Source organism: Xanthomonas sp. WHRI 8393 (assembly GCF_040203315.1).
GTDB classification, from domain to species: Bacteria; Pseudomonadota; Gammaproteobacteria; order Xanthomonadales; family Xanthomonadaceae; genus Xanthomonas; species Xanthomonas arboricola.
In genome coordinates this window covers 663,952-676,783 of record NZ_JBEGGL010000003.1, presented here as the reverse complement: position 1 = coordinate 676,783, position 12,832 = coordinate 663,952, and the positions used below count along the sequence as shown (strand labels likewise).

The window sequence follows — 12,832 nt, the reverse complement described above, 5'->3', positions numbered from 1 at the left end:
AAGATTGCGGCGGGCCATTATTTTACCTATCGCTCTCCCGGTGCGTCACACAACGCATCGGTGGTCTGTCGATGCGCATCCGATGCTATCGGACACAGCAAGCTTCAATGCAATGCCGGCACTGACGCCTGGCCTGGCCAGCAATATCCAGACCGTGCCGGCGACATGTCGCCGGCCTGTGCCCATTCCAAGTTTAATTGGCTCGCCCTCCCCCCAATTGCGTGACGACGCGCCCCACCGCACAATCCGGTCACATCACACGCCTGGGGAGCGTCATGGAAGACCGTTTTCGCGCACGCAAGGTTGCCGCGCAGGCCGCGCCGGCACCGTTCTGGACCCGCATTCCCGCCATTGCCACCTATCCGCTGCGCGGCTCGGCGCTGTACGCATTGATTGCGCTGACGCTGTGCAGCGCGCTGCTGGTGCTGCCGGGCATTCTGAAACTGGTGGTCGCCGGCGTGCTGGGCATGGCGACCTACACCTATGCCTTCGACATCCTGCGCCATACCGCCGACGGGCAAGCCGACGCGCCCCGGCTGGGCTACAACAGCTTCGACAGCGCGGTGCTGCGGCTGATCCTGCTGGCGCTTGCGCTGGGCATCGTCATTGGTGCGGCGGGCGTGATGGCGGGCAAGCCTGGCCTGACCATCGCCTATCTGGCAGTCCAGTTGCTGCTGCCGGGCATGATGATTGCGCTGGCCATCGACGGCAGCCTGCGCCGCGCCCTCAATCCTGCCGTGTCGATCGACATGGCAGTGCGCATCGGCTGGCCGTACCTGGCTGCATACGGTCTGCTGTACGTGATCCAGGGCAGCGCCACTGCGGCGATCTTCATTGCGGTGAAGTATCTGCCGCCGATCGTGCGCGAGGCGACGATGGTGATCGCCTCGATCTGGAGCCTGTTCGCCAGCTTCCACCTGATGGGGTATCTGGTTTACCAGTACCACGAAGAACTCGGCTACGTGCCCAGCGGCGATGCGGCGTTCGAGCGCGAAGACCCCGATCAACGCCTGCTCGACGAAGCCGAACAATACCTGCGCGACGGACACTCCGACGAGGCATTCCAGGCCCTGCGCGGGGCGGTGCGTTCGCGTGCGGTGAGCCTGGCGGTGCACGAGCTGTATCAACGCCTGCTGCGTCAACACCATCGCAACGATGAACTGCGCGAGCACACCCGCCAGTACATCAACCGCCTGCTGCAGGAAAAGCAGGAGCGTCGCGCGCTCGCACTGCAGCGCGAAGCGCTGGACGGCGACTCCACGTTTACCCCGCTGACGCCTGAGCACGCCACCTTGCTGGCCGAGCGCGCCAAGATGGCCGGGCAATTCCAGCTGGCGACCGACGGCCTGCTTGCGGCAATCGCCGCATGGCCGCGCGATCGGCTGATGCCGGCCTGGTCGCTGGATGCCGGCCTGCTGTTGGGCGAGCGGTTCGGCCGCGATGAGCAGGCGCGCGCAGTGCTGCAAAACGCACTGGCTCAATGCGACGACGATGCACTACGCGCGAAGCTGGAAGCCGCGCTGAAAGCGGTGGCGATTCAACCAGCTTGAGCAGCCAACAGAATTTTAAAGTCGACAGGTAAATCCCCAAAATTAGCGCATCTTGCGACATGCACTGCTCGCAGCCCTGCACACCAACCATCTCGACTGGTCCTTGCCCGCTCACCGTCGCGGGACCTTACGCGGCATGGATGCCGCGTAAGAGCCTACAAGGACGTACTTGCGGCGTGTCCCGCGATGGTGGGCGGGTAAGGACCCTGCAGCAAGGCCGAAGATCGACTGCTCTGCAATTGATCCATCCGCGCTAGACAATTCTGCTCGAGGCAGAAGAAACAACAGCAACCCGGACCTCGCGTAGCAATGTCTTTCAAGTGCAGTCAAATGCCAGATCAAAAGCTCCGGTGAGTCGAGTACGGCGCCCTCACCGCTTGCGTTGGCAGCACGGATCAAGCAGAAACCACTCACCCGTTCTCGAGCAAAAAGCGTGCCTTGCTGGCCTGTGCCTGCTCGGGAAACTGCTCCAGCAGCTGACGCAGCAAGCGCGTACGCTGCGCGCCGTCCTGCAGCTCGCCGTGCCGCAGCGCCAGCACGAACCAGTGGTGCGCCAGCTCGGCGCGCGGCATCCCCGACTCGCCTTCCTTCAACAGACGTTCGGCATCGGCCAACAATCCCGTGCGCAGACATGCACCGATCAGCGCCATGCGTGCCGATGGCGCGTACCCGATCCCGGCCTTGCCCAGTTCGGCAGCGACTGTCAGCTGGATGCGCGTCTGCTCGGCGTGGTGCGTGTGCAGCTGCAACAGCGTCTGCGCATGCTGCAGGCTGTCCTGGTTGCGGCCGGCATTGCGTGCGGTGCGGTAGCGTGCCAGCGCCACGTCCAGGTTATGCGGCTGTTCGCTGGCCAGCTCCGCCAACAGCCGCTCGGCTTCCACGTTCTCCATGCGTCCCAGATGCCGCTGCGCGCGCTCCCAGCGATCGTCCACCAGCACTGCCTCGCTCTCCTGCATGAAGGCCGGGCGCGTGCGCCGCAACAGCACCAGCACGACACCGAGCACGGCGCCACTGACCAGCCCACCGGCGTGTGCCTCGAAGGCGACGCTACCGTTGTCGCTCCATAGCAGGCTGTACAGCTCCCAGCCCAGCCACAGCGGCAGCAGCAGGATCGCCGGCCCGCGTACGTAATCGAATACCACAAAGAACCAGTAGAAGAAGCGCACCTTGCGCCTGCCCCAGACCACGCAGAACGCGCCCATCAAGGCAGCGATCGCACCGGAGGCGCCCAGGCCGCCGCCCGGCGCGCCCCAGCGCCACCACAGGCTGGCCGCGCTGGCACCGAACCCGCCGAGCAGATACAGCAGCAGGAACCAGCCGCTGCCGATCGCACCTTCCAGCAAGGTGCCCAGCGCCAGCAGAAAGAGCATGTTGCCCAGCAAATGATCGAAGCTGCCATGCAGGAAGGTGGCCGTCAGCATCCTCGCAGGTGACCACTCGGAGCTACGCTGCAGATGCCGCAACGTGAACACCTTGGACAGGCGCGCATCGTAGGGCACGCGCAATGTGCGCCATTCGCGCAGACGCTGCTCGTCCTTGAACAATGCACCGCTGCGCAATGCCTCTGTAAAGACCAGGTCGTGCATCGTCAGCTGCGCCAGGTAGGCAAGGCGTTGCCGCGCCGGCACGCTGTCCAGCCTGGCCTGGCGCGCAGCGCGCAACTTGGTGTCGTCGGTCTGCTGCAGATAGCGCTCGTGGGCTTGCGCCTCCACTGCACCGAGGCCCGACTCGACGTAGTAGCGCACCGCGTTTTCGACCAGCGCATCGTCCTTGCGTTGATAGCCCAGGTACACCACCACATTGGCCAACACCAGCAGCAGCGTCACCCAGGGAATGTTCTGGCGCGACCAGGGCTTGTGCAGCGGCATCAGCAACATGACAACGTCCGTGTCCGAGAGAGCGCAAAGCTTCGCCGTGCGACGGCAGATGCGCAAGCCGGCCATGCGCGCTAGCATCGCGGCCCCGCTGTCCGATACACCGCCCATGAGCCGCTGGCGCCCGCCCGCCGAAAAAAGCACCGCACTGATCACGCCCGACGGCCACGCCCGGCTCAAGGCCGAGCTGGAAGAGCTGTGGCGCGTGCGTCGGCCGGAGGTGGTGCGTGCGCTGGCCGCCGCAGCGGCAGAAGGCGACCGCTCGGAGAACGCGGAGTACACCTATCGCAAGAAGCAGCTGGGCGAGATCGACCGCCGCGTGCGTTATCTGAGCAAACGGCTGGAAGCGCTGCGTGTGGTGGATACCGCACCGACCGATCCGCGCGCGGTGTTCTTCGGCGCACAGGTCGAACTGGAGGACGCCGACAGCGGCGAGCTGCTGCACTACCGCATTGTCGGCCCGGACGAAACCGACGCCGGACGCGGCTGGATCAGCATCGACTCGCCCTTGGCGCGCGCCCTGCTGAAAAAACTTGTGGATGACGAGTTCGAAGCGCAGTTGCCGTCGGGCAAGCACACCTTCGTGGTGGTGTCGGTGGAATACGCCAGCCAGTAGGCGAGTGATCGCACTCTGCTGACCTGCGTGTAGGAGCGCACTTGTGCGCGATGGGGCGTTATCGATAAGGCCTCATCGCGCGCAAGCGCGCTCCTACGGATAGATGTGCAAGAACCAGCGTCCAGTTACACCATCTGCAGATTCAACGGACGTCCCTGCTGGATTGCGACATTGGCCGGCAATGCATCGCCGAACAGATCGTGCTCGTCACTGTCGGTGATTTCCACATCGACCAGGTCGCCGACCTTCAAGCCGCGCTCGCCGCCGTTCTGGATATGCACCAGGCCGTCGATTTCCGGGGCGTCCGCGCGTGAGCGCGCCACCGCGATATCGTCCTCGATCAGGTCGACCAGGCATTGCTGCACGCTGCCGATCTTGGCCTCCAGCCGCGCGGCGGAAATCTCCGCCTGCCTGGCCATGAAGCGCGCCAGACGCTCCTGCTTGAGCTCTTCCGGCACCGGATCCGGCAACGCGTTGGCGCTGGCACCCTCCACCGGCGAATACGCAAACGCGCCGACGCGATCGAGCTGGGCCTGATCCAGGAAGTCGAGCATGGATTCGAATTCGGCATCGGTTTCGCCGGGGAAGCCGACGATGAAGGTGGAGCGCACCGTGATCTCCGGGCACATCGCCTTCCAGCGCTGCACGCGCTCGAGGGTTTTTTCCACCGCACCGGGCCGCTTCATCAGCTTGAGAATGCGCGGGCTGGCGTGCTGGAACGGAATGTCCAGGTACGGCAGCAGCTTGCCTTCGGCCATCAGCGGAATCACATCGTCCACGTGCGGGTACGGATACACGTAGTGCAGCCGCGTCCACACGCCCAGCTCCGACAGGCCTTCGCACAGCGCCTTCATGCGGGTCTGGTACATGCGATCGCGCCACGGGCGCTCGGCATATTTCAGGTCCACGCCGTAGGCCGAGGTGTCCTGCGAGACCACCAGCAATTCCTTGACCCCGCCACGCACCAGGCGTTCGGCTTCGCGCAGCACCTCATCGACCGGACGCGAGGCCAGATCGCCGCGCATCGAGGGAATGATGCAGAAGCTGCAACGGTGGTTGCAGCCTTCGGAGATCTTCAGGTACGCGTAATGGCGCGGGGTCAGCTTGATGCCGTAGTCGGGCACCAGATCCACGAACGGGTCGTGGCGCGGTGGCAATGCGGCGTGCACCGCCTCCATCACGCTCTGGTAGTCCTGCGGGCCGGACACCGCCAGCACCTGCGGGTAGGCCTCGCGGATCTGTTCCGGGCGCTTGCCCAGGCAGCCGGTGACGATCACCTTGCCGTTGGCGTTCATCGCCTCGCCGATCGCATCCAGCGACTCGGTCACCGCCGAGTCGATGAAACCGCAGGTGTTGACCACCACCACGTCGGCGGCGTCGTAACTGGGCACGATGTCGTAGCCCTCCACGCGCAGCTGGGTGAGGATGCGTTCGGAGTCGACGAGCGCCTTCGGGCAGCCAAGGCTGACGAAGCCGACTTTGGGGTTCAGCTGGGACATGGAAGCAGGAGCCTGGGAACGGAGCGGCCTGGGGCCTGAGTGGAGCAATTATAGCGGCGCGCGGGCAGCGCTCTGAACCGCGCCGCGGGCAGGCAAGGTCATCTTAGCGAGACCCTCACCTGCAGCGCCGCCGATCCGGTCGATAATGCGCCCCTTCCCCTACCGCAGCAGGAGTCCCCATGGGTCACTGGACCACGCTCGACACCCCCGACGGCCAGGTCGCCGCCTGGCACGCCACCCCGACCTCCAGCCCGCGCGGCGGCCTGGTGGTGATCCAGGAGATCTTCGGTGTCAACGAACATATCCGCGCGGTGGCCGACGATTACGCCGCACGCGGCTACGAAGTGCTGGCGCCGGCCTTCTTCGACCTGGAAGAGAAGGACGTGCAGCTGCCCTACGACCAGGAAAGCCTGCAGCGCGGCCTGGCACTGGCCAATGCGGTCGGCCTGGAGCGCGCGGTGGAGGTGGTCAAATCCGCCGCCACCCTGCTCGGCCGCGCCGGCAAGGTCGGCACCGTGGGCTATTGCTGGGGCGGCTCGGTGGCGCTGCTGTCGGCGATCCGCCTGGGCCTGCCCTCGGTGAGCTACTACGGCGGCCGCAACACCCAGTTGCTGGACGAAACCCCGAAGGCGCCGGTGATGTTCCACTTCGGCGAGCAGGACACCAGCATTCCGCCCGAGGCGATCCAGGCCCATCGCGAGAAGCTGCCGCAGATGGAAACCTTCGTGTATCCGACCGGCCACGCCTTCAATCGCAGCATCGACCCCACGCATTACGACGCCGACAGCGCCGAACGTGCACTGGAGCGCACCCTGGGCTTTTTCGAAGCGCATCTGGGATGAGCGGGACTGCAGCCGGCACGTCCGGGGCGAGCGGCTTCCAGCTCGATGCGCGGCTGGCCGCAGACAGCGTGTTCGTCGCCGACGGACCGCTGTCACAGGTGCGGCTGATGGACGACAGCCGCTTCCCGTGGCTGGTGCTGGTGCCGCGCGTGGCCGATGTCAGCGAGTGGATCGATCTGGATGGCGGCCAGCAGCGTCTGTTGCTGGCCGAGATCAATCAGCTCTCGCAGTTGCTGCGGGTCGAGCCCGGGGTCGCCAAGCTCAATATCGGCGCGCTGGGCAACATCGTGCGGCAGCTGCACGTGCATCTGGTCGGCCGGCATCCGGGCGATGCGGCTTGGCCTGGCCCGGTCTGGGGCAGCGGCAGCGCGCAGCGCTTCGAGGCCGACGCGCTGCACCAGCATGTCGCTGCGTGGGCGCAGCGGCTACGATAGGCACCCGTCTCACAACCACCTGTCCGCATGAAATCCAATGTCGTCGCCGCGCTGATCCTGATCCTCGTCGGCCTGCTGTTCCTGGCCAACAACCTGGGCTGGACCAATGTCAGTCTTGGCCGGCTGATCGCCACGTGGTGGCCGGCGGCGCTGGTCGCCTGCGGTGTGGGGATGTTGTTTGGGCGGGGCAAATAGTCGGGAATCGGGAATCGGGATTGGGGAATCGTAAGAACGCGCTTCTGGCGCTGTTGGTTCCCGAACTGTCCGGCTGTAGCTGCTGATCTGTCACTGATTGGATGCGGCAACGCGCCTTGACGCGCGGCTCTCGCCCGTGCGCGTGATGGGCGCTAGCGCCCAAAAATATGGAATGGAGCGATTCCAGCAGTCGATCAGCCCCAGCGCCGGGTCAGAGCGCCGACATCCCTTCTCCCATCGGGAGAAGGTGCCCCGAAGGGCGGATCAGGGGACGCGCGCAGCCTCATGCGCTAGCCGACTGCACCCGTAGAGAGGCAGGACTCCTGTATCCCCGGGACTGCCAGCAAACACGACACGGCCCCCAATACAGCCATGACCTGGCCGACATGACGTTTGTCATCTGCAAGTGTTGACTTCCGGCACCTGATCGGTGGGTGTATTGCGCGCAGCATGGGCGCACACCTACCGAGGACATCGCCATGCACTATCGCCTGATTCCCGCCCTGTTCCTGATCACGCTGGGCACGCTGTTTCTGCTGGACAACCTCGGGCTGGCCCGTATCGACCTGGGCAACCTGGTGTCGACCTGGTGGCCGGCGTTGCTGATCGCCGCCGGCGTGCGCCAACTGCTGCGCTACCGCGAGCGGGCCACCGCAACCTGCTGAAGGCCGCGGCTGCTCCACTGCATCAGGTGCGCGGCAGGGTCACGCCGGTCTGGCCCTGGTACTTGCCGCCGCGGTCCTTGTACGAGGTCTCGCAGACTTCGTCGGACTGGAAGAACAGCATCTGCGCCACGCCTTCGTTGGCGTAGATGCGCGCCGGCAGCGGCGTGGTGTTGCTGAATTCCAGCGTGACGTGGCCTTCCCACTCCGGCTCCAGCGGGGTCACGTTGACGATGATGCCGCAGCGCGCATAGGTGCTCTTGCCCAGGCACACCACCAGGGTGTCGCGCGGGATGCGGAAGTATTCCACCGTGCGTGCCAGCGCGAAGCTGTTGGGCGGGATGATGCACACATCCGATTCGATATCGACAAAGCTGCCCGGATCGAAGTGCTTCGGGTCGACGATGGTCGAGTTGATGTTGGTGAAGATCTTGAACTCGCGCGAGCAGCGCACGTCGTACCCGTAGCTGGAAGTGCCGAAGCTGACGATGCGCTGGCCGGCGGCATCGTGCTTGATCTGGCCGGGTTCGAACGGCTCGATCATCGCGTGCTGTTCGGCCATGCGCTTGATCCAGCGGTCGCTCTTGATGCTCATGCGGTGTTCCTTGAAGACGGAAGGCGGCAGACCGAGCGGCCCGCGCGAAAGGCAGCGAATTCTAGCAAGCGGCCGGCACCAGCGCCGGCCTGCGCGCTACAGCAGCGACGCCGAAATCGGGATGCTGGCGCGCGGCCGCTTGCCCAGCTCCTCGGACAGGCGCGCGGCAGCGGCCAGATAGGCCTGCGCTGCCGCCGACTCAGGTGCGGCCACCACGATCGGCTGGCCGGCATCGCCCTGCTCGCGGATCGCGATCGCCAGCGGCAACGACCCCAGCAAGGGCACGCCGTACTGGGCGGCCATGCGCTCGCCGCCGCCTTCGCCGAACAGGTGCTCGCGGTGGCCGCACTGGCTGCAGGTGTGCACCGCCATGTTCTCGACGATCCCGAGCACCGGCACCTCGACCTTTTCGAACATCTTCAAGGCCTTGCGCGCATCCAGCGTGGCGATGTCCTGCGGCGTGGTGACGATGACCGCGCCGGCCACCGGGATCTTCTGGGACAAGGTCAGCTGGATGTCGCCGGTGCCCGGCGGCAGATCGATCAGCAGGTAATCCAGGTCGTCCCACAGCGTGTCGTTGAATAGCTGGGTCAATGCCGAGGTCGCCATCGGCCCGCGCCAGATCATCGGCGTGTCCTGATCGACCAGCAAGCCGATCGACATCGCTTCGATTCCGAACGCGCGCAAGGGCTCGATCGACTTGTTGTCCGGGCTGTCCGGCCGCCCGCTCAGGCCCAGCATCGCCGGCACGCTCGGCCCGTAGATGTCCGCATCCAGTACACCGACGCGCGCGCCCTGCTGACGCAAGGCCAGCGCCAGGTTCACCGCGGTGGTGGACTTGCCCACCCCACCCTTGCCGGAGCCCACCGCGATCACATTGCGGATGCGCGGATGCGGCGCCAGCGCGCCCTGCACCGCGTGCGCGGGGATTCTGCGCTCGCCGCTCATGCGCGTGCGCTCCGGGAGGGGTCGATCGCCTTGCTTGAAGCGTATTGCACCATCGTCGTCATTGCCTGCCTGATTCGTCGTGCGCTGCCAACACAGCGATGGCTGCATCGCCAGGCGCAGCGCATGGGAAGACCGGCAGTTTACCGGCTCGGCCACAGGCAGATGCGTTTCAAGCTGCCACCAGACATCGGCGCTGCTCGCTTACTTATGTGTCAAATGGCGACAAATTTCACAAATGTGGACACATGATTAAGGAATTGTTACGTTCGAGATTCAGTTCAGCCAGCGCTCAGCGAGCACAGCTGTTTCGCAAAATCCCAGCGAGGAATCCGCAAGGTCATGTCGAGCCGTCTTCCGCAACACACCCCGCGTCATCGTTTGAGCACCGCGTTGTTTGCGGTGCTGGCCGCTTCTGCCGGCCACGCTGCCGCGCAGTCAGAAAACGGGCTCGCACCCGGCACCACCGATCTGGACAAGGTCACTGTCACCGGCTCGCGCATTGCGCGTACCGGCTTTGTCACGCCCTCGCCGGTCACCGCAATCAGTGCCGAGGAAATCCGCGCCACCGGCGCGACCACCATCAGCGACCTGATGGCGCGTATGCCGGCGCTGGCACCGAGCTACACACTGGGCAATTCCACCCGCTTCATCGGCACCGCCGGCCTTGGCCTGCTCGACCTGCGCGGCATGGGCGTGGACCGCACCCTGGTCCTGGTCAACGGCCGCCGCCACGTGGGTTCCAGCCCGGGCTCGACTGCGGTGGACGTCAACACGATTCCGGTGGAATGGGTGGAACGCGTCGAAGTCATCACCGGTGGTGCCTCGGCCGTCTACGGTGCCGACGCAGTAGCCGGCGTGGTCAACTTCATCCTCAAGAAGACCTTCACCGGATTCGAGACGCGCGCGCAGACCGGTCTGGCCGATGAGGGCAATTACAACCGCTCCTTCGCCAGCTTCTCGGCAGGCAGCGACTTTGCGGACGGCCGTGGCAACATCGCGGTGTCGGGCGAATACAGCAAGCAGGACCGCTTCGGTCGCGGCAACCGCGCCATCGGCCGCGAGTACCTGGTGTCGGTTCAGAACCCCGCGTTCGATCCGAGCCAACCGCCGAGCGAGCGCAATCCGCAGAACGTGCTCAGCGGCCCGGGCGGCAATCATTCCACGTCCTACGGCGGCACCTTCAACCTGGGTACCTTCGATTTCCGCAACCCGGCCAGCTATGGCAACCGCTACCTGTTCAACCAGGACGGCAGCTTCCGCCGCAACCGCTACAACGGCACGGTGGTCAGCAACACCTCGTGCGTGGACTGCGATTTCGTCGATCTGAATGCGGTCGCCGACCTGCAGCCCGGCTTCGATCGCAAGAGCGTCAACACCATGATCAACTTCGAGGTCAGCGAGAACCATCGCCTGTTCTTCGAAGGCAAGTACAGCGAGACCGATTCGGAATTCTTCGGCCAGCCGGCCTTCGACAGTTCGCTGCGCGTACGCCGCCAGAATCCGTATGTCAGCCCTGAACTCGGTGCGCTGATGGATTCGCGCGGTGCCACGCAGATCCTGATGAACCGCTTCAATGTCGATGCCGGCCGTCGCGGCGAGAACATCGAGCGCAAGACCTATCGCGCGGTGCTCGGTGCCGAAGGCAACTTCACCGACAACTGGAGCTATGACGTATCCGCCAACTACGGCAAGACCACGGTCGACCGCCTGAACCTCAACAACCGCATCAACGAGCGCTGGCAGGCCGGTATCGATGCCGCACGTGATGCCAGCGGCAACATCGTCTGCCGCACTACGCTGGATCCGAACGCGATCAATCCGCACACCAATCGCGTCTATTCGGCGCTGGCACGCGAAGGCTGCGTGCCGTTCAGCGTGTTCGGCAGCGGCGCGGTGACCCCGCAAGCAGCCGCATGGTTCAACACCACCGCGCGCTCGCAGGCCAAGATCCAGCAGACCGTGTTCAGCGCATCGGTGGCCAACAGCAACCTGCTGTCGCTGCCGGCCGGCGACATCGGATTTGCCGGTGGCGTGGAATACCGCAAGGAGCAGAGCGAGGAAATCACCGATCCGCTGGCGGCCTCGGGCGCGACCTTCCTCAACGCCATCCCCAACAGCGGTGGCGAATACACCGTCAAGGAAGTCTTCGTCGAGAGCACCATTCCGTTGCTTGCCGGCCTGCCGGGCGTGGACCGGTTGGCACTGGATGTGGCAGGACGCTATTCGGACTACGACAGCATCGGCTCGACCAAGACCTGGAACGTGGGCCTGGACTGGACCATCATCCCGTCGCTGCGTCTGCGCGGTACCGTGGCACAGGCAGTGCGTGCGCCCAGCATCGGGGAGCTGTACGACTCGCAGAGCGAAAACTTCGCGACCATCAACGACCCCTGCAACTACCTGCCGACCAACACCAACCGCCCGGGCACCGCGGGCGATGTGGCATTGCGCCAGGCCAACTGCAGTGCGCTGGGCGTGCCGGTGGGCTGGATCGATACCTTCACCTCCACCCGCCCGGGCGTGAGCGGCGGCAACCCGGAACTGAAGCCGGAGCGCGCGCGCAGCCTGTCCTATGGCCTGGTGTGGCAGCCGGAGTTCTTCGACGGCTTCGGCATGTCGATCGACTACTGGCGCATCGACCTGCAGGACGCGATCGGCACCGTGACCGCAGAGACCAATGCCACGCGCTGCGTGGACAATCCAGGCGGCATCAACAACAGCTTCTGCGGCTTCGTGCAGCGCGCCCCGCTAGGTGGATTCACCGACCCGCAGGGCCGCATCTACCCCGAGCACAGCATCATCGGCTGGCAGGCGCTCAACGAGAACCTGTCACGCTCGCGGCGTGTGGGCGTGGATCTGGAAATGGACTACCGCTTCCAGCTCGGCGAAGGCAACACCGTGCTGCGCCTTGTCGGTACGCGCCTGATCCAGTCGCGCGAATGGGTGTTCCAGGACTTCCCGGCCGAATACGACGAGTACGTGACCTACGTGACCGATCCGCGCTGGCGCGCGCAGTTCCAGACCAAGTACAACTGGAACGAATGGCGTGCCTCGTGGGACATGAACTATGTGGACGGCAACCTGCGCGTGACGCCGGAGAGCTACAACAGCAATCCGGGCTCGGCCAGCCCGATCAAGAACGGCTCGTACACCTACCATAACTTCCAGTTCGGCTATCAGTTCCCCGGCTCGAAGATCGACGTCTACCTCGGCATCGACAACGCCTTCGACAAGGATCCGCCGCGCAACTACTTCGGCTCGGACTTCACCTCCGCGCTGTACGACAACATCGGCCGGTTCTTCTACCTGGGTACGACTGTCCGGTTCTGAGCGCTGTTGACGATGCATCGAAAAGACCCCGTTCGACGGGGTCTTTTTTTGACTTCATGTTTCATATGAAACCAGTAACTCCGGACGCGACACTCTCAAGATGAACGCGGCGCCATGTAGCGTCCGGTTAGTCGGCGCAATGTCATGCCGCATCGCACGCACTGACAAAAATGAATACTCGTGCCGCACACGTCCGCGATTGTTCGCATACCCTGCAATTTGTGCGCAGATCCGCATATTTGATGCGGATCTCGCCCTTTTCATTAACCAATCATTCAAACCGCTTG

Annotated in this window: 11 protein-coding genes; 7 read left to right on the top strand and 4 right to left on the bottom strand. The window is 64.7% G+C overall.

Features of this window, described 5'->3' with window-relative positions; translation table 11 throughout:
• Positions 1-275: 275 nt before the first annotated feature.
• On the top strand, positions 276-1,550 hold the full coding sequence (locus tag ABQ137_RS13385; protein WP_349782819.1) for a hypothetical protein: 1,275 nt from the start codon (positions 276-278) through the stop codon (positions 1,548-1,550).
• A gap of 410 nt (positions 1,551-1,960) precedes the next feature.
• Here ABQ137_RS13385 and ABQ137_RS13380 read toward each other — a convergent pair whose 3' ends face one another.
• Entirely contained in the window at positions 1,961-3,427 is a 1,467-nt protein-coding gene (locus ABQ137_RS13380) for a rhomboid family intramembrane serine protease (RefSeq protein WP_349782817.1), read from the bottom strand.
• 106 nt (positions 3,428-3,533) lie between these two features.
• On the opposite strand from ABQ137_RS13380, the gene greB reads away from it, so the two are divergent.
• On the top strand, positions 3,534-4,040 hold the full coding sequence (gene greB, locus ABQ137_RS13375) for a transcription elongation factor GreB (RefSeq protein ID WP_349782815.1): 507 nt from the start codon (positions 3,534-3,536) through the stop codon (positions 4,038-4,040).
• Positions 4,041-4,165: 125 nt separating this feature from the next.
• On the opposite strand, the gene rimO is transcribed toward greB, so the two are convergent.
• On the bottom strand, positions 4,166-5,539 hold the full coding sequence (gene rimO / locus ABQ137_RS13370; protein WP_047128955.1) for a 30S ribosomal protein S12 methylthiotransferase RimO: 1,374 nt from the start codon (positions 5,537-5,539) through the stop codon (positions 4,166-4,168).
• Positions 5,540-5,718: 179 nt separating this feature from the next.
• On the opposite strand from rimO, the gene ABQ137_RS13365 reads away from it, so the two are divergent.
• From ABQ137_RS13365 to ABQ137_RS13350, 4 genes are all read left to right on the top strand, one after another.
• Entirely contained in the window at positions 5,719-6,381 is a 663-nt protein-coding gene (locus ABQ137_RS13365) for a dienelactone hydrolase family protein (RefSeq protein WP_016905084.1), read from the top strand.
• Complete coding sequence (locus tag ABQ137_RS13360; protein WP_024939538.1) at positions 6,378-6,815, top strand: HIT domain-containing protein; 438 nt, start codon at positions 6,378-6,380, stop codon at positions 6,813-6,815. Before ABQ137_RS13365 ends, ABQ137_RS13360 begins: the two co-directional genes overlap by 4 nt.
• 27 nt (positions 6,816-6,842) lie before the next feature.
• Positions 6,843-7,010, top strand: a complete 168-nt coding sequence (locus ABQ137_RS13355; protein WP_006452352.1) for a LiaI-LiaF-like domain-containing protein — start codon at positions 6,843-6,845, stop codon at positions 7,008-7,010.
• Positions 7,011-7,489: 479 nt separating this feature from the next.
• Positions 7,490-7,675, top strand: a complete 186-nt coding sequence (locus ABQ137_RS13350; protein ID WP_024939537.1) for a LiaI-LiaF-like domain-containing protein — start codon at positions 7,490-7,492, stop codon at positions 7,673-7,675.
• A gap of 22 nt (positions 7,676-7,697) precedes the next feature.
• Here ABQ137_RS13350 and dcd read toward each other — a convergent pair whose 3' ends face one another.
• Both dcd and apbC read right to left on the bottom strand, forming a co-directional pair.
• Positions 7,698-8,267: a dCTP deaminase gene (gene dcd / locus ABQ137_RS13345; RefSeq protein ID WP_010366727.1), complete on the bottom strand. Its 570-nt coding sequence runs from the start codon at positions 8,265-8,267 to the stop codon at positions 7,698-7,700.
• 96 nt (positions 8,268-8,363) lie between these two features.
• The gene (apbC, locus tag ABQ137_RS13340; RefSeq protein WP_024939536.1) at positions 8,364-9,215 is read right to left on the bottom strand and encodes an iron-sulfur cluster carrier protein ApbC; all 852 of its coding nucleotides are present in this window, start codon (positions 9,213-9,215) and stop codon (positions 8,364-8,366) included.
• 339 nt (positions 9,216-9,554) lie between these two features.
• Here apbC and ABQ137_RS13335 point away from each other — a divergent pair, with 339 nt between their 5' ends.
• Positions 9,555-12,545: a TonB-dependent receptor plug domain-containing protein gene (locus ABQ137_RS13335; protein WP_184518577.1), complete on the top strand. Its 2,991-nt coding sequence runs from the start codon at positions 9,555-9,557 to the stop codon at positions 12,543-12,545.
• Positions 12,546-12,832 lie beyond the last annotated feature (287 nt).

Excerpts from the sequence above, each read along its gene's own strand:
- ABQ137_RS13385 (WP_349782819.1), top strand. The coding sequence starts at position 276 with ATGGAAGACCGTTTTCGCGCACGCAAGGTTGCCGCGCAGGCCGCGCCG.
- ABQ137_RS13380 (WP_349782817.1), bottom strand. The coding sequence starts at position 3,427 with ATGTTGCTGATGCCGCTGCACAAGCCCTGGTCGCGCCAGAACATTCCC.
- greB (WP_349782815.1), top strand. The coding sequence starts at position 3,534 with ATGAGCCGCTGGCGCCCGCCCGCCGAAAAAAGCACCGCACTGATCACG.
- rimO (WP_047128955.1), bottom strand. The coding sequence starts at position 5,539 with ATGTCCCAGCTGAACCCCAAAGTCGGCTTCGTCAGCCTTGGCTGCCCG.
- ABQ137_RS13365 (WP_016905084.1), top strand. The coding sequence starts at position 5,719 with ATGGGTCACTGGACCACGCTCGACACCCCCGACGGCCAGGTCGCCGCC.
- ABQ137_RS13360 (WP_024939538.1), top strand. The coding sequence starts at position 6,378 with ATGAGCGGGACTGCAGCCGGCACGTCCGGGGCGAGCGGCTTCCAGCTC.
- ABQ137_RS13355 (WP_006452352.1), top strand. The coding sequence starts at position 6,843 with ATGAAATCCAATGTCGTCGCCGCGCTGATCCTGATCCTCGTCGGCCTG.
- ABQ137_RS13350 (WP_024939537.1), top strand. The coding sequence starts at position 7,490 with ATGCACTATCGCCTGATTCCCGCCCTGTTCCTGATCACGCTGGGCACG.
- dcd (WP_010366727.1), bottom strand. The coding sequence starts at position 8,267 with ATGAGCATCAAGAGCGACCGCTGGATCAAGCGCATGGCCGAACAGCAC.
- apbC (WP_024939536.1), bottom strand. The coding sequence starts at position 9,215 with ATGAGCGGCGAGCGCAGAATCCCCGCGCACGCGGTGCAGGGCGCGCTG.
- ABQ137_RS13335 (WP_184518577.1), top strand. The coding sequence starts at position 9,555 with ATGTCGAGCCGTCTTCCGCAACACACCCCGCGTCATCGTTTGAGCACC.